Here is a 21,862-nt window from a genome sequence, read left to right as displayed (position 1 = left end):
ATTGTGCGATCGCGTTTCACAAGGTGCGCAATTTGGCAGTTGGCCGGATCCGACCCTACGGCCCATTCCGAGACAGGCGTTTCGAATCGAGGTTCCTGGCCATGCTGAACGGCAGCACGTTATCCGTCTCGAGCCGGGCCGCCGGCGCGGGCCGTCCGATGTAATATCCCTGGATCTGGTTGATGCCGTACTGCTGCATCAGCAGCTGATGTTCGATCGTCTCGACGCCTTCAACGAGGATCTTCACGCCGCGATTGCGCAGCAGGCTGATGATGTCGAGCAGCATCCTCTTGCCTCTCTCCGTGTTGCTGTCATGAAGGAAGGACCGATCGATCTTGACGGTGTCGAAGTCTATCAGGCGAAGCCACGAGAGCCCGGCGAAGCCTGTGCCGAAATCGTCGAGCCAGACTTGAGCGCCGAGCGCCCTCAGGTCGCTGATGCAGCGAACCAGGTCCTGGTCGATTTCCAGCTCGACGCCTTCGGTAATTTCGAAAGCAAGCCTGGCGCCCGCCACGTCGAATTCTGCCAGTGTTGCTGCGATATAGCTGGCGAAACCCGGCGTCTTCAGTTCGATCGGCGAAACGTTGACGCTGGCAACCTCCACCAGGTCGGTTGCCAACAGGTCGCGGCAAACGGTGCGGATGGCCCACCGGCCGAGTTTAACGATCGAACCGGTCCTTTCCGCAACCGGGATAAATCTGTCAGGCGGCACCGCGGTTCCGTCCAGCATCCTCAAACGCATCAAAGCTTCGACACCGTCCGTCTTGCCGGTCTGGACGTTGCGGATCGGCTGATAGACGAGGTGGACGAGGCCGTGTTCAAGCGCGATCTTCAGGGTCGCGGCGATATCCTCGCTGTCGTCGCTGCTCTGCGGGTCGTCGGGATCGAAGACCACGACGGTGTTGCGACCCGTTGCCTTGGCGGCATAGAGCGCGCGATCGGCTTCATGAATGACCTTGTCGACCTGCTTGGTCTGGTCTCGCGTGTAGGAGACCCCGACACTGACGGTGATGACGGTGGTCCCGTCCCGCCGGTGCTCGTGTGGCCAGGCCAGCGCGCGGACGGCGGCACACATTGCTTCTGCCAGTGCGGCCGCCCTTTCCGAATTTTGCATGGGTGCGATGACGATGAATTCCTCACCGCCGTATCGTCCGATGATCGATCCGTAAGACGAGGCCACGCTCTGGAGAAGCTGGGATACGGCCACAAGGCACCTGTCACCTTCCTGGTGGCCATAGCAGTCGTTATAGTGCTTGAAGTAATCGACATCGATGAGCAGGACGGCAAAGGGCGCCCTCTGGTCCTGCCAGCGTTGCCAATGATCACGCAGGCGTTGATCGATTGCCCGGCGATTTTCGAGGCCCGTCAACGAGTCCGTGTTCGAGAGGTGCAGGAGCGCCTTGCCCCTTTCCTCGGCGGCCGCTTGCTGCAAACTGGCTTCAAGGGCATTCAGGAAGACCTTGTAGCGCTCTCTGTTGAGCTGAAGGTTCACGTAAGACGTGAAAATGAAGCAGGAAATACAGAAGGCGCCGAGGATCAGCTTGTGCAGAAGCAACATAGGCGCGAACAGATAAAGAGCGCCGACGAAGATGAGCACGTTGGTGACGGAGGCCGCAAGGGCAAGCGGAAACCGGAAACTGAAGAACAGGTTGACGCTCATCATGAAGATCGCGCCAAAAACCATATAGTATGAGAACGCCTCCCTGACCGTGGTCATCTGGGCGGTGAGAAGCCAGGCAAGATAAGCTGCCAGCACGGATACCGCCGCGGCCATGTCGACCGTGTCGGCTTTTGCCTTGCGATAGAGCAGGAGTTCCAGCATGCACAGCGCGCTGGCGCTTACAGCCAACCGGCCGGCGATGGTGTATTGGACGACATCGCCAATAAAAAGATAATCCGTGAAGGCATAGGCAAGGTAAACAGCGACCGCGATCCAGAGGCCGCCGCGCGTCGCGCACTTTCGGCCGCTCTCGCTCCTATGCTTATAAAGACGACGCAGCCGTTCTGGCGACAGCGTTGGCCGCATTGTGGCGACTGCGGTCTCGGCTAACACGTGCATCATGCCCCTGCCACCCAAACAACTTGCAGCCGTTGCCCTACGCCGACCGCCAGCTGAATTGGATAGCCCCACGCAGACCCCACATCAACCGATAACACTCGAACAGCGCCTGATCTGGCGGTGTATCTCTCGGTTTCACTAATATTTTCTAAAATTAAGTGGTGCAGTGGCGACCGTTGCCGCGGACCTTGACTTGACGTTAAGAAATTGCTGAGGATTTTATCCTATCTCTTAAGTTGTTATTTACCAGTGAGGTTCCGTGGCACAGCCGCTCTTTTCCCTTGATGGCCAAAGCTTGATCACCCCGCAGTCCGTCAGCAATAACTTCCTCTCACCCGGCCAGGATCACCAAACAGGCTTACTGCGAACTGCGGAGGCCGAGTTTGCGATTGTCATCAGCCTTGCAATGCAGCGGTTCGCCGCCGGCAAAGACCTGCCTGAGGCCGTCAGGTGGCTGATTGGTCAGCTCCACGACGTCCGCCAGAAATGCGGCGCGGCCGTGTGGCAGAAGCTCATCCCGCTGATTCAGGCCCATCCCTCGGCAAAGATCCTGCAACAGTGCCCGTTCACGCGCTGGTCCTTCGAAAAGCCGCGCGGTTATTCCGGTGATGCCAGTCTGATAGACTTTATTTACGGGCATTCGGCGGTGGCCGAAGAAGTGGCCAGATCCACCCCTCTCGGTCTCGATATTTTCGAATATACCATAAACGCACCCGGGCCGGTGGCCGTTAGGGAACGTCGCGACATCCTGACCCGCTACGTCGATGATACCGCCGCGCGAACCGGTTCGGATACCGAGGTTCTGGCCATCGCCGCCGGTCACCTTCGCGAAGCGGAGGCATCGACAGCACTGGCGGAAGGCCGGCTGAAACGCTGGGTTGCCCTCGATCAGGATCCGCAAAGCATCGGCTCGATCTCGAGCCAGTTCCACGGGACTCGTGTCGAGCCTATCGATGGATCCGTGCGCGGCCTGCTCGCGCGAAAGCATCAGATTGGCACATTCGATCTGATCTACGCAGCAGGCTTGTACGATTATCTCACGGATAAGGTTGCAATCCGACTCACGCAGATTTGCATGGAAATGCTGAAACCGGGCGGCGTCTTTCTGTTTGCCAACTTCTCCGATGAGATGGCGGACGACGGATATATGGAATCCTATATGAACTGGGAGCTTCTCCAGCGGTCCGAAGCCGACATGTGGCGGATTGCCAATGCCAGCGCGGCGGAAAACACGGTGGATAAGCGGGTCTGGTTCGGCACCAACCGCAACATCATTTACAGCACCATCAGGAAGCTGCCGTAAGCCTCAACGGCCGGGCGTAACAAAATCTCACGCCCGGCTCCGGCGATGTCGGCTCTACTTGCAGATCGCCGCGGCCAGAAAGCCGCGCATCGCCTCGCCGAACGGAGCACGCATCATATGTTCCGCTTCCACCATCTTGCTCTGGTGATAGACGGCGCGCGGATGCGAGAAGGCGAGGAAACCGAACTTGCCGTGATAGGCGCCCATGCCGGAATGGCCAACACCGCCGAAGGGCAGGCCTTCCGCCGTGACATGGCTCATGCAGTCGTTGACCGTCACCCCGCCGGAGGTCGTATTGTCGAGAACGCGGCGCTCCTCTTCGTGATCCCGGCTGAAATAATAGAGGGCGAGCGGGCGCGGCCGGGCATTGATGCGATCGATGACGTCAGCAATATCGCGATAGGGAAGAACCGGCAGCACCGGCCCGAAGATTTCCTCCTGCAGCGCGTGCATATCGTCTGTGGGATCGAGGATCAGGGTCGGCGGCATGCGGTGGGCCGGCTGCTGCGAGAAATTCTCCCCCGCCGGATTGATCTCGACGATACGGCCGCCCTTGGCCCTGGCGTCTTCGACCAGGCTCTGGACGCGGGCATGATGGCGGCCGTTGACGATCGACGTGTAATCAGGATTTTCCTTCAGCGTCGGATACATCGCGGCGACCGCCGCCACCGCATGTTCGGCAAAGGCTTCGACGCTTTCCTCGGGCACATAGACATGATCCGGCGCCAGGCAGATCTGGCCGGCATTCAGCGTCTTGACGGTCATGACGCGGCGCGCAGCGTCCGCAAGATCGGCCGAGCGGCCGACGATGACGGGCGACTTGCCGCCGAGTTCCAGCGTCAACGGCGTCAGGTTTTCCGCCGCCGCCCGCATGACATGATGGGCGATCGCCGTGCCGCCGGTGAAAATCAGATGGTCGAAGGCAAGCGATGTGAAGGCCGTGCCCGTCGCCGGCCCGCCCTGCACCACTGAGATTTCCGTTTCGTCGAAGGCGCCGCCGATGAGTTTCGCCATCAAAGCTGATGAAGCCGGCGTCACCTCCGACGGTTTGATCATGGCGCGGTTGCCGGCGGCGAGAATGCCGGCAAGCGGCGCAAGGGCGAGCTGATAGGGGAAATTCCAGGGACTGAGGATCCCCACGACCCCTTTCGGCTGATAGACAACTTTGGCGACCGCATCCGGAAACAGTGCCTCGTGTTCTTCCGGCTTCAGCCATTCGGCCAGATGGGCCTTGGCATATTTGAGCGAACCGATGCAGGTGAAGACGTCGAGCAACAGGCTTGCCTCGACGCTGCGGCTGCCGAAATCCTCCGACAGAGCCGCGGCAATCGCATCCTTATGATCGACGAGAAGGGCGATGACGCGGTCGATGCGATCGATGCGGGTCTCGATATCAGGCGGCCCGTCCTTCAGGAAGGAAGCCCTCTGCCGCTCGAGCAGCGCCTTCATGGCATCGGGGCTGGTATCGCCGGCGATCGGGGTCATGGTGTTCATTCTTTCCTCCCTTGAACGGTGTCAGACGGCCGGCTGGCGCACGATCGGTTTCAATACGATGCCTCTTTCCGAGTCCTCGATCGCCCGGTTGATGTCGGCGAAATCATAGAAGGTGACGAGCCTGTCGAAGGGGAAGCGGCCCTGCCTGTGGAGGTCGATCAGCAGCGGGATCAGCACGTCGGGATTGGAATCGCCCTCGACGATGCCGCGCACCCGGCGTCCGCCGGAGAGGAGATGGGTGAGATCGAGCGTCAGCGTCGCGCCGTGCGGCGAAGCGCCGACGATGCCGCAGGTGCCGCGCGGCGCCAGCACCCGCACACATTGATCGATGACGGCGGGCACGCCGGAGGCATCGATCGCATAATCGACGCCGGCGCCGGTCATCGCCATGATCGCGGCGACCGCATCACCCGCCTTGCCGTCGACGATATCGGTCGCGCCGAGTTCGGCGGCAAGCGCCAGCCGCGTCTCGTTGACATCGACGGCGATGATCCTGGAAGCGCCGACGACCCGCGCGGCCATGACGGCGGCGAGGCCGACAGAGCCCATGCCGAAAACCGCGAGCACTTTTCCCGGTTCGACCTTCAGCGCATTCATGACCGCGCCGGCGCCGGTCTGGATGCCGCAGGCGAGCGGCCCGAGCAGCGCGAGATCGGCATCTCCAGGCACTTTCACGATATTGCGCTCATGGCAGAGCGCGTGGCTGGCGAAAGAGGATTGCCCGAAAATATTGCCGTGAACCCGCTCGCCCTCGCAGGAGAGCCCGCTCGAACCGTCGGCGCGCGACCCGAAGAAATTGCGCGGGAAGAATTCGTGGCAGTAGGTCTCCTCGTGATCGTTGCAGCTCGGGCAATGACCGCAGGAATTGAAGGTCATGACCACGTGATCGCCAGGCTTCACCCTGGCAACGCCCGGCCCGACACGCTCGACCACGCCGGCACCTTCATGACCGAGCACGACCGGCTGCGGCACCGGCAGGTGCTGGTCACGCATGACGCTATCGGTATGGCACACCCCGGTCGCCACGACGCGAACCAGGATCTCGCCCTCGCGCGGTTCCTCCAGATCGAGCCTTTCCAGCGAAAAGGGCATATGCGGCGCACGCGCCACCGCGGCATGGATTTTCATTCTATCCTCCTCCCGATGATCGGCCCGCTCACGACCCGGCGGGCCGGGTTCGTGTCCTCAGCGGCTGCGATTGTAGGCGCCGAGCCCCGGCTGGTAGGTCTTGTCGTCGAGGAACTGCTTCAGCCCCTCGTCGCGCCCCTTGGTCTTGTCGAGAAACAGCATCTGCTCCAGCTTGGCGTAGATGTAATCGTCGGCGAGATCCCAGGGCAGGTTGCGCACCCGCTTATAGGTGTCCTTGGCGGCCTTCAGCGTCACCGGGTTCTTTTCGAGCAGGCTGGCGCAGATCTTGCGCACCCGGGTTTCGAGCTCGGCGAGCGGCACGGCCTCGTTGACGAGCCCCATTTCCGCGGCCTTGCGCCCGCCGAACAGTTCGCCGGTCATGATGTAGTAGAGGGCGTCGCGATGGCGCATCACTTCGGCGACCGCGCGGGTGACGTTGCCGCCCGGCAAAATGCCCCAGTTGATCTCGGAAAGGCCGAAATTCGCTTCCTCGGCGGCGATGGCAAGGTCGCAGGAAACCAGCGGCGTGAAGGCGCCGCCGAAGCACCAGCCGTTGACCATGGCGATCGTCGGCTTTTCGAAATACATCAGCCGGCTCCACCAGGTGCCGGACTGGCGCCGCGCCTTCAGCGTGGCATCGCGCGGCTTGCCGTCATTGTCGCGAAAATACTCCTTGAGATCCATGCCGGCGGACCAGGATTGTCCGGCGCCGCGCAGGACGAGCACACCGCAGCGCTCGTCGCCTTCGAGCTCGTCGAGCACCTCGAGCATCCGGGCATTCAGCGCCGGGTTCATCGCATTGCGTTTTTCCGGACGGTTGAGGGTCACGAAAGCGATGCCATTGTCGAATTCGACCAGAACCGGCGATTGGTTTTCAGTCCTATTGTTTTCAGTCTTGTTGTTTTCACTCATGAGGTCACTCCATTGGTTTCGGCATGAAAGCCGGAGGCCGCTTCATCAGGCCTGTCGTTGAAGGGTTTCGTCGCGATGCTGCTGGCGCAGAACGTGTTTCTGCACCTTGCCGGAGGCGGTGCGGGGAATGGTCTCGACGAAGAGGATGCGCTGCGGGCGCTTGAAGGCGGCGAGCCGTTCCGCGCAATGGCCAGCGATCGCCTCGGTTGTTGCCGCAGAACCCGGCCGCAGCACGACATAGGCGACGCCGCATTCGCCCCACCTGGTGTCGGGAATGCCGACAACGGCGACATCGAGAATATCGGGATGGCTCACCAGCACGGCTTCGACTTCGGCCGGGTAAACATTCTCGCCGCCGCTGATATACATGTCCTTCAGCCGGTCGACGATGCGATAGAAGCCGTTGGCGTCGCGCTGGCCGAGATCGCCGGTGCGGTACCAGCCGTCGGTGAAGGCGGCAGCGCTTTCCAGCGGCTTGTTCCAGTAGCCCGGCGTCACCGCCGGCCCGCGCAGCCAGAGTTCTCCGATCTCGCCATCGCCAACGTCGTGGCCGTCCTCGCCGACAATGCGAATGTCGAGCAGCGGCGCCGGCAGACCGACGCTGCCGGGATTGTCCTGCACCGCGCGCCGGTCGATCGGCACATGCAGCACCGTTCCCGCCTCGCTCATGCCGTAACCATTGACCAGCGCGACGCCGTCTTCGAGGTAGCTTTCGATCAGCGCCTGCGTCAGCGGCGCGCCGCCGACGAAGAGCGCATACAGGCCGGAAAGTGCTGCGGCGCTATAGGCGTCATCGGCACGCAAGGCGAGCGCGATCTGCGGCACGGCGAAATAATGGGTGATGGCGTGCTGCCGGTCGGCAAGGGCTGCCAGTGTGCGCGCCGGGCTGAAGCGGTCGGATATCACAAGCGTGCCGCCCAGCATCAATGTGGTGCGCGCAACCGCGATCAGCCCGATCGTGTGGAAGAACGGCAAGTCGCACAAAGCGACGGTTTGAGGCCCGATCTCGCCGACGAAGGAAAAATTGACGCCGGCAAAAAAAGCATTGCGGCGGGTGATGACGACGCCCTTCGGCTGCCCTGTCGTGCCCGAGGTGTAGAGAAGGACGCAGGCTCCATCGGCATCGGCGGGCGCCGGTCCGACAGGAAGGCTCGCCTCGATCCGCCCCGCGAGCCCGGCCGGACCATCGGCCGTCGAAATCACCGTCATCGCGGCATCGGCGTTCGCAAGGCTCGCCACGACAGCCGAAAACTCCTCGTCGTGGACCAGGAGCGCCGGCGTGCAATCGGCAAGGATCGGCCGAAGCTCGGCGGCATTGAGGCGCCAGTTGAGCGGCACGTAAATGGCGCCGGCACGCTGGCAGGCAAAGGCCAGCACGATCGAATCCATCGCGTTGCGCGCCAGCATGGCGACCCGCGCCCCATCCCGCCGCGCGTCGAGCACACCGCTTAAAAAACCGGCGCAGCGGGCTATCCGTGCATCGAGTTCGGCATAGGTGAGCTGCCGGCCGGTAGCGATCTCGAACAGAGCCTGCCGATCCCCCGCCACGCGAGCGCGGTAGAGGATCGGATCATCCGTCACCAGTCCGCAATCCGCCTGCGAAGCCACCCCGGAAAAGGAATGCGCCATGATTTCCTCCCATGCCTACCGCTCCCACAGCAGGCACCAAATTTGTATGTAACACATACTAATATCTTTTCCCGGAGATGCAAGAGCCGTTTGCGGCAATCCGCGCATTCGGGCGGGCGCGGCAGAAATTGCGGCCGCAGATATTGACTAACCCGCTGATTTTGATGGTTATGGCGCCTGAACCAGGCGAGACGAACAATGACCACGAAAGCACCGCAGGACGATGTCGAGGGTGAGGAAGCGTCCGCAACACCGCCGCTCGACGTCGGCCGGCTCGGCGATCTCCTGGGCTTTCATCTGCGCATGGCGCATGTCGCGATCTATCGCGACTTCGCCGAAACCATGGAGCAGCTGGCGCTGACGCAGAAGCAGCTCGCGGTCATGGAGCTGCTTGCGGTCAACACCGGCGCATCGCAGATCGACCTTGCCAACACGCTCGGCACCGACCGCGCCACCATGATGGCCCTCGTCAACCGGCTGACGGCCCGCGACCTGATCGAGCGCCGCCCTTCCCAGGCCGACCGCCGCCGCCAGGAACTGCATCTGACCGAGGCCGGACGCGCGATACTCGCACAGGCGCGCAAGCTGATCGACACGCACGAACAGCGTTTCATCGACCTGTTTTCACCCGATGAGATGGACGCGCTGCTGGCGGCGCTGAAGCGGATCTATAAGAGAAACTGAAAACCGCTTTCGCTTTTCCCGGCGGCTCCGGTTCAAGACCCGCTTGCCACAGAGAAGCCTGATGACCGCCCCAGCCGAAGCGGTCACACGCTTCGAAGCGACTTACATTTTCCGCGACATCTCATGAATGAGAAGATGCCCAACGGGCTCCCGATGCACGAATTCCGCCTCGACATGTCTTAAAACATGACGCTGCCCGGCGAACGGCACCATCTCCACGGCCTCTGCGAACGAGACCCTAATTCGGCGATGGCTGACATGGGGCCGAAAGGGGACAGTCAGCTTTCTGCGTTTATGCAGAGAAGCAGACACCGAGGAACGAAAGTAGTTGACTTGGAGCGGCGCTGTAGTGGGGCTAGTATCACTATAATTCCTTACGCTACCCAGAGCTCCAGCGCGTGTTCCAAGTCGACGACGACATTCAGCAGAGCAAATTGCACTTCTCACTCAAACCGGTTGTCTTGCTTACGGCTTTCGAGTGCCTCGTCGTTCCGCTCCTTCCTGATTTGATTTTCAAGCCGTTCGATGGCTGCGTTGAGAGCGTCTCGCAACAAGTCTTCATCACCAACAGGTAGGTTCCTAAGAATTTTTAGACGACCTTCTAGAGTGCTCGCGTAGGAACCACTCCAGGATTTGGGGTACAGGCGCGAAACAAACACATTAAGAACTGCCTTCTGGTCGGGGGCCTCTCGGAGAACCCGAATCGCGAGCGGCGCCCATTTGGTCGGATGTTCATCGTCGATTTTCTTTTCATAGAGCTTGACGGTCGCCGCGGCCAACGGAAAACGGCTCGCTGGATCGATGGCCAGCCACTCGAAAAGGGTCTCTTCCGATACAACGTCAAGCGGTCGCTTTTCAAAGCGCTCTAAGCTCTCCAACATCTTCAAGGCCTTAGAATGCGACTTGGCCCGTTTCGGGAACAGTTCGTCCAGCGATAGGAGCGGCTGGACCTGAAATAGGCTGCGTATGACGTTGCCGAAGTCGTGAGCGCTAATTGCATATTTGTTTAGCGCGCTTATGAGTTTGCGGATCAGGCGCCTCGCGACTGATCGGCCTTTCGCGCCTTCCAAGCTGTGCCGTATGATCTTGGCTAGCTCATAGTCGTCTCGATGGTAGCTGCCGCTGCGGGTCGGAAATTCGAACGCGTCGATAAGTGCTCGCCCAGCCTCGCGGATCTCGACGGGAATCGAGTCTTTATCAGCACGCAGGCCATGCAGACGCATGGCAAGGATATCGATCGCAACCGATAGCCCACCTTGCCGCTCCCCAATTCGAAGCACAAGATCCTTCAATTGGGCGCCCGGAACCTTGTCGGTGATACGGCCGACCGCCAGACTGAGGTAGGCATCGTTTGGCGCGCTGCCAAGATCCAGCGCGCGATGGAGCCGGTCGATACCCCGTGGATCCAATCCGATGGCTGCCTGGAGATGTGGCAAAAGCGGCCCCAACACATCGTCCGAAACTGCCTCGTCCAGCAATCTTTCTGCAAGATCCGCGTCCCGGAGATTTAGCCACCAATCAACGTGTGATTCCGGCGTAAAAGCAGCACCTCATATCCGGCCATTCTCTCGCGGATAACGACGACCGATACGGCAAAACAACGAATTGGAATTTCGGCCACTCGCCCTCTCCTCCAAAATGATCCTTTGCGTCGTCGGCTGGCATAACAGGAAATTCCGCGACGCGCACAACGTCCGCGTTCGGCAGCTTCGCGCCTTTTAGCAATCATTGCGCCGTAATCGGCAATGGCTGATATGGGGCCGGGAGCGACCGGGCCGCTTCTGGCATGGCAAAAGCGATAGCAGACATTCAACGATCCGGATCGAGGTTTCGAGCCGACCCTTTGCTGCCATTCCGAGGTCGATCCAGGAACGTGCGATATGTGCTAGAATGCGGCCGAAGACGGAGCGCGAAAGTCGCACTGCGACGGGCGGCGTGATCGAACCGGAATTCGCGCGACGGAGAGCCGACGTTGTGCTTGAAGGGGAGACGAGGACGATGCCGACACCACAGCAACCCAGTCTAATAGTTCGACAGAAATCCCCACCGAACATCGAATTTCCGTTTGCGTCGCTCGCCGATTGGCTGATCCCAACCGAGCAGTTCTTCGTGCGAAACCATTTTCCGTCACCGGACCTCGATGCGCGAGACTGGAGATTGCGCGTTGGCGGGGCGGTGGAGCGGCCGATCGAACTTGACCTCGACAGCATCAAGACGATGCGTCGCACGACTCTCACCGCCGTCGTCGAATGCGCAGGGAACGGGCGCGTCTACTATGAGCCGCCGAGGGAGGGGTTGCAGTGGCAGAACGGAGCCGTCGGCAATGCCGCCTGGACAGGTGTTCTTCTGCGCGAGATTTTGGAGATGGCGGGCGTCAAGCAAACCGCATGTGAGGTTCTGCTCACAGGCGCCGACAGCGGCGTCGTCGACGCGAACAAGAAAACGGCCTCTCCCGGCCCCATCGCGTTTGCGCGCAGTTTGCCGCTTGAGAAGGCCATCGCCGACAGCACGATCCTTGCCTATTCGATGAACGAGGAGCCGTTGACGCGCGAGCACGGCTATCCGCTACGCGCGGTCGTGGGCGGCTGGTTCGGCATGGCTTGGGTCAAGTGGATCACTGATATCACGGTTGTGGAGCAACCGTTCCTTGGCTACTGGCAGGCGCGCGATTATTTCCGTTGGGAGCGCAGCCTCGGGGAACCCAGGCTGGTCCCCCTTGCGGAGATGGAGGTCAAAGCGCAGATCGCGCGTCCCGTACAGGGGGCGCGTCTCATCGCCGGCCAGCCGAACCGGATTTTCGGTGCCGCCTGGAGCGGAGAGGCTGCTATCCGGCAGGTGCAGGTCTGCACCGGAGATGGCAGGGGCTGGCACGAGGCAAGGCTCCTCGAAACAGAACGTCCCTTTGCATGGCGTTTGTGGGAGTACATCTGGACCCCTGAAGAAGTGGGGCAATACACACTGCGATGTCGCGCGATCGATGCGGCGGGGCGCGTGCAGCCCGACCTCCAGCGTTCCGATTGCGAGAGCTACGCCGCCAATTGGATCATTCCGGTGGAGGTTGCGGTCGTTCCCGAACCACAGACCTACGACGAGGAATTCGTGATCTAATCACCCGCATGGGGCGGAATGGCGGCTTGGCGCAACTACGGTCCACGTTGTCACTGCATCATGTCCGCTTTGCAGTAACAGCGGCCGGTGGCTCGACGACCACTATCAGGGCGCAATGCGAGTCGCCGGAGGTCCCAACATGGATACGGCCCCTCGATCCGCCGAAACGGCTCAGACCGCTCGAACTTCGGCGAGCCGCTTGACGGCGTATTCGTCCTGCCAGCAGACGGCGGCTTCCCATGCGGCGGACGCTTGCGCGGCGATGTCGTGTGCGCCGTCGTCGAGACCGGCGGCGTTGCCGGGCAGCACCAGGTCGAGGTCGGGAACGTCGACATGTGACTCGTCCCAGTCGATCAACGCGACCCGATCGGCCGTCATGCGGATGTTGCCAGGGCTGTTGGAGTTGCCGTGGACAACGCATCTCTGGCGTCCGATGAGCCGCGCCCACGCTGCTCGACATCGAATAACGCCCTCGGGCGGCATCGCGGCAAGGTTGATCCTCGTTCCGGTTTCGGCGTGAAGGAGGTCGGTCGACGATCGCCAGCCCGGACGCTGCGGCCAGCCCTGCGTCAACCGATGCAGTTCGCGGAGCGTGTCGGCCACGCGGCGCCAGTCGGACTCCGTCTCGGGCGGTCCGCCCTCCATGTATTTCATCACCACCAGACCGTCCACGAACAGCCGGCCGTCCGCCGTCGGGATCGGCACTGGAACGTGCATGCCTTCACTGTCGAGGTATCGGATGAGCTCGGTTTCCCATGCGAGGTCGGCGTCGGTCCTGGAGCCGAGACGACCGACCGCAATCTGCCCGTGGACGCGAACGCTCCACACGTCGTTGGCAACTCCACCCGTCAGTCGTTCGATGCGAACCGCGTCTTCACTCCATTGCCCGAGTGCTTCCCATCCCATCGGCGATACCCTTGGCGGCCATGATTAAATTGACGGCAGAAATAGAGAGAGTTTGCGACGCCACGATGGCCGCTTCCGGCGCAAACCGGAAGCACTGATAGCCCGATGACAGTCGCTCGGGGGCCGTCAGCCAAGGAAAGTTCGGGACGCTTGCGTTTCCCGAGCGAGCAGGTTAAAACACTGAACTAGATGGTTCAGTATTCAAACCCTCCCCTCGATCTCTCGTTCGCGGCGCTGTCCGATGCGACCCGCCGCGGGATCATCGATCAGCTTGGGCGGGGGGACGCGTCGATCACCAGTCTCGCGGATAGGTTCCAGATGACGCTGACCGGCATGAAGAAGCACATCCATGTTCTCGAGCGCGCGGGGCTCGTCGTCACGCAGAAGGTCGGACGGGTGAGAACATGCCAGCTCGGTAAACGCGGTCTCGAGGCGGAGGCCGAGTGGATCGAGGCGCATCGCAAGCTCTTCGAGGCCCGCTTCGAGGCATTGGACGAAATCATCAGCGAACTGAAACGGGAGGGAAGCGATGAATCGGCAAGTTGACAATGCAGGTGGTGTGCAGAACCGCACGTCGGTCGAGCGCAAAGGGGATCGCGAACTCATCGTGACGCGGATATTCGATGCGCCGCCGAGCACGGTTTACAGGGCGTGGAGCCGGCCCGAGCTGTTTCAGCGCTGGTGGGTGCCAAAATCAGCACCCGGCATTTCGCTCGTATCGTGCGATATGGACGTCCGTACCGGCGGCAAATACCGGCTGGAATTCGGCGCCGGCAGTTCGGACACCATGGCCTTTTACGGCAGGTATATCGAGGTGGTGCCGAACGAGCGCATCGTCTGGACCAACGACGAGGGCGAGGAGGGCGCGGTCACGACCGTGACTTTCGAGGAACAGGGCGGGAAGACGCTGCTGAAGTTCCACGAAGTCTATCCATCCAAGGAGGCGCTTGAGGAAGCACTTCAGGGCTCGGCGGTCGCGTTGCCGGAACAGTTGGAGCAGCTCGACGAATTGCTTTCCAGCCTAGGCGAGTGAGCGGGGTGCTCTGGGAGGACGGAAGAGAGATGGTGGCTGGACACAAAGCCTCGCCGACGCGAATGAAGCTACGGCTCCGCAACGCCGCCTCACACGCTGCATCGGCGGTGCGTTTGGCGAGAAAGCCCTCCCCAATCTCCGTCATCCCAGGGCTTGACCCTGGGACCCACAACCAAGCACACGGCTCCAATTGTTTCCCTATCAGCTCCCAGCCTATCGATTTCTATTAAGAAAATCCCGTGTTATGATTGCGGTCCTGGCGTCGTCCGCCGTGGGTTCTGCGCACGGAGACTGATCTGATGAGCGAAATGGACGCACTTTTTGCCGCCCTGCGGCAGGCCGCCGACCCGCAGACGGTCGAGTGCATCGAAAACGTCGTCAAACATGGCTCGGATCGCGATCTCAATCGCATCAATGCGCTCGCTTTCGCTGGTCAGCATCATCTCGATGAAGAGAAAACCATCGCCGCGCTTCTGCACGCGGCCCGCATCGGCGCGTTCGAAATGACCTGGAATGTGCTTTGCCCGGGATGCGGCGGTGTCCTCGACAGCGGCGCAACCCTCAAAGGGGTCTCGCAAGAGACCTATCATTGCGCACTCTGCGCGGCCGGCTACGAGCCGACGCTCGACGAGATGGTCGAGGTAACCTTCACCGTCAGCCCGAGAGTGCGCAGGATCGCCGCCCACGACCCCGATCGCCTGCCGCCGCTCGAGTACTACCGCCAGATCTTCTTCTCCTCCGGTGTCGACCTGCCGGAAGACCTGGAAGCGAAGTTTTCGCGTATCCAGCTGGAGATGATCGAGCTGGCGCCGGGCGAGAAGGCTTTCGTCTCGCTGCAACTGCCGGCGCAATTCGTCATCATCTTCGATGCGGTCACGCATTCGGCGCAGTTCATCGACGTGAAAGGCGAGCCCACCAACGAACGTCAAACCCTTTCGATGGTCATCAGCCGGGCGCATGCGCTGAACGAAACGCTGACCCTTCGTCCCGGCCAACTGCGGCTCACCCTCGAAAACCACACCGATCGCAGGGTGGTGCCGAACGTCTGCATCGCGGGAGATGACCTGCACGACCTTCTCGGGCGCAGGCGGCCTTTTCTGACAGCCAAGCGCCTGCTGACCAACCAGAGCTTCCGCGACATCTACCGGACCGATACGCTCGACGTCGACCAACGCCTGAAGATCACCAGCCTGACCTTCCTCTTCACCGACTTGCGGGGCTCGACCGCGCTTTACGAACGCGTCGGAGATCTTGCCGCCTTCGATCTGGTGCGGGCGCATTTCAGGGTTCTGCACGAGATCGTCGCCACCGAGGCAGGCGCGGTCGTCAAGACCATTGGCGATGCCGTGATGGCGACCTTTCCGAGCCCTGACCGCGCGGTGGCGGCCGCGCTCAGGATGCGGGAGGCGATGCTTCGGCTGAATGCCGAACACGGCAGCGACGATCTTCTGCTGAAGATCGGCATCCATGAGGGCCCGTGCCTCGCCGTCAACCTGAACGACCGGCAGGATTATTTCGGCCAGACCGTCAATATCGCCTCACGCGTCCAGGGCCTTGCCGATCCGAATGTGATCATGACCACGGAGGCGATCGTCGGCGATGCCCAGGTTTCGGACATACTGCGCGACAGCGGCATCACATCGGCCTCGCGGATGGCGGAACTTCAGGGCATTGGCAGAGAGGTCAGAATTTTCGCCCTGTCGTGAGCTTCGTCTGCTTTTCGCGCGCATTACAGCCCACCATGAACATCGGTGCAGGCCGCGTTTCTCCGTGGTGCTGATCGGATTTTTGCCCGCGGCTTGCTGTTTTTATCATCGCCACACCTTGTGCGGGTGAAGCATATTGTCTTGATCAACGATAGTTCATATTGAGTAGTGTGCCGGCCACCTAAAAAACGAGTTGTTCATGGCTTCCGTCTTCCGCCTGCATGCGCTTGCTGTCCTCGGTTGTGGTCTTTTTTCGACGGTCTGCCATGCGCAATCCTTTGATTGCAGCAAGGCGCAGACCGTTATCGAGAAGGCGATCTGCGCCTCTCCGGCCCTGATTGCGCAGGATACCGCCTTGGCGGCCTCCTACCGGCAAGCTTTGACGGATCTCGGCGGCGACCCGGCAAAGCTGAACGATCTGCGCCAGCAACAGCGCCGCTGGCTGGCGGACCGCAACAAATCCTGCGTGGATACCGATCCGGCCCGGCTGTCGGCATGCCTGACGACAAGCTACCAGACGCGTCTTGCCGCGCTCGGAGCAGCGAGCGCTTCTCCAGATCAAAAGTCTCCCGAATCCGCCCAGTCCGTCCAACCCACGCCATCGGCCGCGCCGGCGACCCAGCCGGCGGTGGAACAGGATAGTTCGGCGCCGGCGGCTGCCGCAGCATCTCAATCCGTGCCGGCAAAAGCCCCGCCCCCGCTGGTGTCGCAGCCGCATCTGGCATTGGATCATTTGCCTGCCGATCAGGACGGCAGCACCTTGCTGACCGTCGAGGCGCCCGGCCATATCACCATCCGCACGCAGAGCACCTCCGGTGCGGCGCTGCAGCTCGTCGATATGATCGCAGGCCCCGGGGACCGCATGGGTGCCGCCGGCGTCAGCGACGGCCGGATCGATGCCCTGCTCGACAAGGGCACCTACAAGATCCGCGTCTTCGGCGCCAAGGGAGCCACCGGCGACGTCAAGCTCACCGCGCAAGCCTATCAGGAGCTCGAACAGCCCGACGCCGCTTTGACCGCCGCCACTCCCATTCATGCCGATCTCAGCGATCTGCAGCAAAGATCTTATTGGATCGACATTCCTGAACCTGGGCCTGAATCCGGGGCCGGTTCCGGGCGCGTCGATATCGAGGCGGTTGGGCGCTCGCTTCAGGACCTGCGCCTGTGGCGAAACGGCACCGATATTGCCGATCTCTCGCCTGAAATGTCGATCTTCGAACTGAAGCCGGGCCTGCCGATGACCCGGGCCAGGCTGACGGGAACGGTCGAGCCGGGCCGCTATCTCATCACGGCCTATGGCGGCCAGAAGCTTGTCTGGACCAATTCGGATGCCGCAGAGCCATTCCATATTCGCACCGGCACGCAACTGTCGCTTGCCGGAGGGATCGCCGAAAATGTCATCGGGCCTTTTGGCTCGATCCGTTTCGAGGCGCCGGCAGATCTCGACACCTTCCGTCTCGAGCTGCCGCAATCGGCGCCGGCGGTGCTCCGGGCCGGTCGGATTTCCGGCGGGGAGACCGCTTTTCAAAGCGCCGCGATCGACAAGGCCAGCCGTGAACCGACGGCGACGCTTTCACTTTCGACGGACAGTCAGCCGAGCATTGTCGAAGTCTCGGGTTATGAAGGCCAACATTTCCAGGTCCGCGGGCTTCGGTTCGGCACCGAGACCCAATTCAAAGGCTCGGTGCCCAATCTGATCAGTCTCGACGTTGCCGGCGAAGGCGGCGATGAAATTCCGGCGATGGCTCTGCTGGTGCGCCAGGATGGTGATGGCAAAGCGACCATCGTCGCGTCCGACCTGCCGCATCTCGGCCCGGGCCAGGCTTGGCGGCGGCGCTTCAATTTGCGCGGGCCGACGTCGCTGCTGTTCGAGATGACACAGGCAGGCCAGATCGCGATCCGGAGTGCGGGCGTTGCCCTGCACGCCGACATCAGCCCGGTTCTGGTCGGCAATGCACCGCGCGCCGATGGCCGCAATCCCGACCGTTTCGATCTGGATGCCGGCTATTATCTGCTGCGGCTGCTGCCCGACAACGATGCCGCCGGCATCGTCGACCTCACTTTCGGCACGCCGGGCCTCGTCCCACCGGTTCAGCCCGCCGCTCCGGCGCGCACCACCATTTCCTTCGGCATCCGGGGAGCCGAAAAGGCCACGCGCTACGAGATCATCACCAATGCCGCGCCCGGTCTGCTGACGGGGCCGCGCGCCGTGGCCCTGCCCGCCAATCTTGAGGCACGGCCGCTGGCGCTTTGGCAGCCCGCCGATGCCTCGGCACCACAGCAGCCCCTGCCGGACCAACCCCCGCCGAACCAGCCAATGTCCGATATGCCGGCGCCCGTGCCGCAGGCCAAAGGAGCCCGGACCAACGGCGCGGACGCCCTGTCGCGGCCGGCGTCATCAGCGGATTTGCAGATCGACGTCCGTGTGCCCGCCGGGGGCACGATCACCGCCGTCGACATACACAATAACTCTGTCGCTTTTGCCACCAGCAACCAGCGCGCTGACGCAAAAGGCCGGACGCTGACCTTGCGCTTCCCGGCTTCAGCCGCTGCCCGCTCGATCGTCGTCAGTTGGCAGCCCGATGCTGCCGCGGCGCCCAGCAGCGCACCGCCGGCCCCCACATCCCCGTTGATTGCAGGCCAAAGCCAGTTTCTCGATCTCGCCGAGGACGCGCAGAAATCCTACCGGCTCGAGGTTGCGCAAGGGGGGCTTTATCGCATCGAGACCCTTGGCCGTTTGCAGACATCGCTGAGCCTTGGCACCTCCTTCCTGCCGAAGCTGGGAGAGGCGGCGGACAATGGCGATGGCCATAATGCGCTGCTGCAAACCTATCTGCGCGCGGGAACCTATCAGATCGACCTCTCCGTGCAGAACTCCTCCGGCCATCTCGGCGTCGCCGTGACGCCGGCCTCGCTTTTGACGACGGCAACCCTGGTCGCCGACGGCACCAGCCGAGGAATTCTCTCCGGCGGGCGCGGCGCCATCGTGCCGATCGAGATAACGAGTGCGGGATCTTATCAGCTCGATCTCTACTCGCTTGGCGAAGACCTGACCGCTCGCCTCGAGGATGCGGAAGGCTGGCCGCTGACCGCGCCCGGTCCGCTCTCCACGCTCAGCCAGGATTTCACGCCGGGGCATTACCGCCTCGTAATCCTGCCGCGCGACGTCGACACACGGTTTGTCGCGCGGCTAAGGCCTCTCATCGACCCGCCGCAGCTGCAGGGCCACGGGCCGCATCCGCTCGCCTTCAATCAGACCCAGGAATTTCAGTGGCGCGAGCCTCAGAGCAAGAGCGACACACGCGTTCCCGACAGCTGGACTTTCGATCTCCTGGCCGATGCGGATGTCAGCATCGATCTGACCGAAGGCATGATCGGCACGCTGTTTCGCGACGACAAGGAGCAGATCGCCCGATTTGTCGCCGCTCCCCAATTCACCGGCAAGTTGAAGGCCGGGCGTTATCGCATCGATCTCACAAGCCTCGCCCATGATGACCGGCTGGATTATCAGGTCACCCTGAACACCCGGGATTTGCAGCCCGGCGAGGCGCGCTTCGTCAACCTGCCGGCCGAGCTTTCCTTCAATGTCGAAAAGGACCGTGTCGTCAGCCTCGGCACTTTCGGCCGCAGCGAAATCAAGGCTGTACTGAAGGACGAGCATGGCGCCGTCGTCGAACGGCTGACGGGGCGCAGCGATGATTGGAACATCGCGCTCTCCACCCGCTTGGCCGCCGGATCCTACACACTGGCTCTCGATGAGGCCGCGGCGGCAGGCACAGCCAGCAGCCAATCGGATGATAGTTCCGACGATCAAGAAGCAGACTCCGGTGACGATGACCAGGAGGCAGCCGACGACCCGGCCGATGTCGGGGATATCGAGGTCCAGTTTGCCCTGCCGCAGGAGCAACCGCAGCCGGCGCTTGCCGACAGCGGCACCGCCTCCGTCGATGGTGCCTCCGTCTTTACTTTCCCTCTGCCGGGCTCCTCGTCGGCCAATGCAAAGGATCGGCTCGCGCTGGTGGCGGCGCAGTCGACCAGCGACCTGGTTCTCTCCGTCGAAAAACACGACGCCGATGGCAGCTGGAAGCCGCAGGCTTTTGCCCGCGGCCGCACGCCCTTTATCGCCTGGCCGGCTTCCGAGGGAGATGCACAGTGGCGCGCGTCGGTCTGGACCCTCGACGGCGGCGCGGCGCCCATCAAGATCGCTGCGCGCAGCATCGCTGGCGATATGCGCGAGCCTGGCGACATTGCCTTGGAGCCCGTGGCCATCGATGGCCTCGATCTCTCCATGAACATCGCTCTCGCACATGCCCCATCGGCCGGCCTGGTCAATCTTGGCGCCAGCGCCGATCTGCTTGCGGGCGCCAGTGTCGATCGCCCGCTGACGGCGGCGACATCGGGACTTTTTGCGCCGCAATCGGATCGTTTATGGCTGGTCTCCCGCGCAGCCGGCCATGTGCTGGTGAACCCCGCACAGCCCGATGCAGAGATCGCGCTGACGCTTTCGGGGGGAGACCGGGCAGTTGTTCCAGCCACCCCTGCTTTGCCGGGTAAGGTAAGACTGTGGCGCGCGGATTCGGCCTTTGGCCAGCCTGGCCTTTCGGCCGGACGCGGCATGGGCGTCAGCCTCAACAGCGCGGTAGCCCTCGCCGATAAACAGGATTTGCATATCTGGAACGCCGCAAGCGATGAAAGCCTGCAGATGCGGCTCAGGCCGATCGATGCGGCCGAGCTCGAGCCGGTGCAGCTGAACGGCACCCTGACCGCGACCCTTCCAGCCTTCAGCGCGCAACCGGTGAAGCTCGCAGCCGGGGTGAAACGGCTGACGCTCGATCTCGCGCCCGGGATCGCCGTCGTCTCCGATCCTTCAGCCTCTGAATTGTTGAACATCTGGTCGGGCGCCGCTCCCCTGTCGCGCAGCGTCGCGACCTCGGCCGAAGAGATCTGGCTCGTCAATCTGACGGGGGATGCCGGCTCGGCGCGCGTCGGCCTGTCGCCAGGGCAAGCCGTCAGCCTCGGCAGTGATCAGATCAAGCGCCGCTTCTTCGGAACGGTCGGATCGGAAGAAATTGCCGTCGATGCCATCAAAGGCGATATCCTGAATGTTTCCGGCGGCGCGGCGACCTTTATCGGCGACGACGGTCGGGTCTTGCGCGGTGAGAGCATGTCCGTCTCCGGACCCGGCCGGCTGATCGTCGATCATGGCGCCGGGCTCGTGGCGCTGTGGCTGGAACGCGGCGGCAAGTCGCCCTGGCCGAAGCCCGAACCAAAACCGATGAGCCTGCCGCAGAGCGTGGCGCTCGAGGGCGAAGCCATGGCCTTCCGTCTCGATCCGGCCCAGCCGATGGTGCTTGACGTCAGCACCGACGCCCCCGTGATTGTCGGCCTGGAGCAGGATGGTCGCCGCGACATGCAGCTCTTTCCGACGGGAGCGGAATTCCACCGCTATCTTGCGGCGGGCGAGGCGATCCTGACGCTCTATTCCACCCATGAAGGCCCCTTGTCGGGCAGCCTGGATATGACGGCGACGCCGGTCGTGCCGGTCAGTGACGGCATCGGCGCCCCGGTCGTGCTAGCACCGGGCGCAACGGCCCTGTTCGGCTTCGAGGTCAAGAACAGCGGCAATATCGGTGTCGGCCTGCGCTCCGATCCGGACCTGGCCATCGGCCGGCTGCTCGATGCCAAAGGTGAGGTGCTCGGCGAAGGCGTCAATCAGCTCAAGCAGCTTGCGGCAGGCTATTATCTCCTGGAAGCGCGCGCACCGGCCGACGCACCGACGCTGATCGTCAGGCCTTCGGTGGTCGGATTGTCGCCACCGCCCGCAGGTCCGCCGCCCGAAATCATCAGCGATTATCTGCAGCGTGCCGGTTTGAAGCCCACGGGATCGAAGTGAAACACCA

Annotated in this window: 14 protein-coding genes; 7 read left to right on the top strand and 7 right to left on the bottom strand. The window is 62.4% G+C overall.

The genetic code is table 11. The annotated features are described in order from the left end of the window. Positions 1 to 55: 55 nt before the first annotated feature. Positions 56 to 2,062 carry a putative bifunctional diguanylate cyclase/phosphodiesterase gene (locus GGD57_RS05030; protein ID WP_432443277.1) on the bottom strand — a complete coding sequence of 669 codons (2,007 nt, stop codon included), beginning with the start codon at positions 2,060 to 2,062 and terminating at the stop codon, positions 56 to 58. 256 nt (positions 2,063 to 2,318) lie between these two features. On the opposite strand from GGD57_RS05030, the gene GGD57_RS05025 reads away from it, so the two are divergent. Next, complete coding sequence (locus tag GGD57_RS05025; protein WP_184467472.1) at positions 2,319 to 3,362, top strand: class I SAM-dependent methyltransferase; 1,044 nt, start codon at positions 2,319 to 2,321, stop codon at positions 3,360 to 3,362. Between the two features lie 54 nt (positions 3,363 to 3,416). Here the strand turns inward: GGD57_RS05025 and GGD57_RS05020 are convergent, their stop codons facing one another. From GGD57_RS05020 to GGD57_RS05005, 4 genes are read right to left on the bottom strand one after another with little or no spacing between them, the layout of a single operon-like run. Then, positions 3,417 to 4,856, bottom strand: a complete 1,440-nt coding sequence (locus tag GGD57_RS05020; RefSeq protein WP_184467470.1) for a coniferyl aldehyde dehydrogenase — start codon at positions 4,854 to 4,856, stop codon at positions 3,417 to 3,419. Between the two features lie 21 nt (positions 4,857 to 4,877). Then, positions 4,878 to 5,984: an NAD(P)-dependent alcohol dehydrogenase gene (locus GGD57_RS05015; RefSeq protein WP_184467468.1), complete on the bottom strand. Its 1,107-nt coding sequence runs from the start codon at positions 5,982 to 5,984 to the stop codon at positions 4,878 to 4,880. A 57-nt stretch (positions 5,985 to 6,041) separates the two neighbouring features. Next, positions 6,042 to 6,896, bottom strand: coding sequence for a p-hydroxycinnamoyl CoA hydratase/lyase (locus GGD57_RS05010; RefSeq protein WP_184467466.1), 855 nt, complete (start codon positions 6,894 to 6,896; stop codon positions 6,042 to 6,044). A 45-nt stretch (positions 6,897 to 6,941) separates the two neighbouring features. Next, positions 6,942 to 8,525, bottom strand: a complete 1,584-nt coding sequence (locus GGD57_RS05005; RefSeq protein ID WP_184467464.1) for an AMP-binding protein — start codon at positions 8,523 to 8,525, stop codon at positions 6,942 to 6,944. 198 nt (positions 8,526 to 8,723) lie between these two features. On the opposite strand from GGD57_RS05005, the gene GGD57_RS05000 reads away from it, so the two are divergent. Further along, entirely contained in the window at positions 8,724 to 9,209 is a 486-nt protein-coding gene (locus tag GGD57_RS05000) for a MarR family winged helix-turn-helix transcriptional regulator (protein WP_184467462.1), read from the top strand. Between the two features lie 443 nt (positions 9,210 to 9,652). On the opposite strand, the gene GGD57_RS04995 is transcribed toward GGD57_RS05000, so the two are convergent. Next, positions 9,653 to 10,687 (bottom strand): hypothetical protein, encoded by a 1,035-nt coding sequence (locus GGD57_RS04995; protein WP_184467460.1) that lies wholly within the window; start codon positions 10,685 to 10,687, stop codon positions 9,653 to 9,655. Positions 10,688 to 11,207: 520 nt separating this feature from the next. On the opposite strand from GGD57_RS04995, the gene GGD57_RS04990 reads away from it, so the two are divergent. Beyond that, positions 11,208 to 12,317 (top strand): sulfite oxidase, encoded by a 1,110-nt coding sequence (locus tag GGD57_RS04990; protein ID WP_281423720.1) that lies wholly within the window; start codon positions 11,208 to 11,210, stop codon positions 12,315 to 12,317. Positions 12,318 to 12,488: 171 nt separating this feature from the next. On the opposite strand, the gene GGD57_RS04985 is transcribed toward GGD57_RS04990, so the two are convergent. Next, on the bottom strand, positions 12,489 to 13,223 hold the full coding sequence (locus tag GGD57_RS04985) for a phosphotransferase (RefSeq protein ID WP_184467456.1): 735 nt from the start codon (positions 13,221 to 13,223) through the stop codon (positions 12,489 to 12,491). 189 nt (positions 13,224 to 13,412) lie between these two features. On the opposite strand from GGD57_RS04985, the gene GGD57_RS04980 reads away from it, so the two are divergent. The 4 genes from GGD57_RS04980 to GGD57_RS04965 all read left to right on the top strand — a co-directional run bounded on the left by GGD57_RS04980 (position 13,413) and on the right by GGD57_RS04965 (position 21,855). After that, complete coding sequence (locus GGD57_RS04980) at positions 13,413 to 13,769, top strand: ArsR/SmtB family transcription factor (protein WP_184467454.1); 357 nt, start codon at positions 13,413 to 13,415, stop codon at positions 13,767 to 13,769. Continuing rightward, positions 13,753 to 14,256: an SRPBCC family protein gene (locus GGD57_RS04975; RefSeq protein ID WP_184467452.1), complete on the top strand. Its 504-nt coding sequence runs from the start codon at positions 13,753 to 13,755 to the stop codon at positions 14,254 to 14,256. Before GGD57_RS04980 ends, GGD57_RS04975 begins: the two co-directional genes overlap by 17 nt. A 299-nt stretch (positions 14,257 to 14,555) precedes the next feature. After that, entirely contained in the window at positions 14,556 to 15,962 is a 1,407-nt protein-coding gene (locus tag GGD57_RS04970) for an adenylate/guanylate cyclase domain-containing protein (RefSeq protein ID WP_184467450.1), read from the top strand. A gap of 199 nt (positions 15,963 to 16,161) precedes the next feature. Then, complete coding sequence (locus GGD57_RS04965; RefSeq protein ID WP_184467448.1) at positions 16,162 to 21,855, top strand: lysozyme inhibitor LprI family protein; 5,694 nt, start codon at positions 16,162 to 16,164, stop codon at positions 21,853 to 21,855. The last annotated feature ends 7 nt before the right edge of the window (positions 21,856 to 21,862 follow it).

The organism is Rhizobium esperanzae (assembly GCF_014197615.1).
In the GTDB taxonomy this organism is placed as follows: Bacteria; Pseudomonadota; Alphaproteobacteria; order Rhizobiales; family Rhizobiaceae; genus Rhizobium; species Rhizobium esperanzae_A.
This window is presented reverse-complemented; position numbering and strand designations above follow the sequence as displayed.

Bases quoted from the DNA above. Each gene is read 5' to 3' on its own strand.
- GGD57_RS05030 (WP_432443277.1), bottom strand. From the start codon at position 2,062: ATGATGCACGTGTTAGCCGAGACCGCAGTCGCCACAATGCGGCCAACG.
- GGD57_RS05020 (WP_184467470.1), bottom strand. From the start codon at position 4,856: ATGAACACCATGACCCCGATCGCCGGCGATACCAGCCCCGATGCCATG.
- GGD57_RS05015 (WP_184467468.1), bottom strand. From the start codon at position 5,984: ATGAAAATCCATGCCGCGGTGGCGCGTGCGCCGCATATGCCCTTTTCG.
- GGD57_RS05010 (WP_184467466.1), bottom strand. From the start codon at position 6,896: ATGAGTGAAAACAACAAGACTGAAAACAATAGGACTGAAAACCAATCG.
- GGD57_RS05005 (WP_184467464.1), bottom strand. From the start codon at position 8,525: ATGGCGCATTCCTTTTCCGGGGTGGCTTCGCAGGCGGATTGCGGACTG.
- GGD57_RS05000 (WP_184467462.1), top strand. From the start codon at position 8,724: ATGACCACGAAAGCACCGCAGGACGATGTCGAGGGTGAGGAAGCGTCC.
- GGD57_RS04990 (WP_281423720.1), top strand. From the start codon at position 11,208: ATGCCGACACCACAGCAACCCAGTCTAATAGTTCGACAGAAATCCCCA.
- GGD57_RS04985 (WP_184467456.1), bottom strand. From the start codon at position 13,223: ATGGGATGGGAAGCACTCGGGCAATGGAGTGAAGACGCGGTTCGCATC.
- GGD57_RS04980 (WP_184467454.1), top strand. From the start codon at position 13,413: ATGGTTCAGTATTCAAACCCTCCCCTCGATCTCTCGTTCGCGGCGCTG.
- GGD57_RS04975 (WP_184467452.1), top strand. From the start codon at position 13,753: ATGAATCGGCAAGTTGACAATGCAGGTGGTGTGCAGAACCGCACGTCG.
- GGD57_RS04970 (WP_184467450.1), top strand. From the start codon at position 14,556: ATGAGCGAAATGGACGCACTTTTTGCCGCCCTGCGGCAGGCCGCCGAC.
- GGD57_RS04965 (WP_184467448.1), top strand. From the start codon at position 16,162: ATGGCTTCCGTCTTCCGCCTGCATGCGCTTGCTGTCCTCGGTTGTGGT.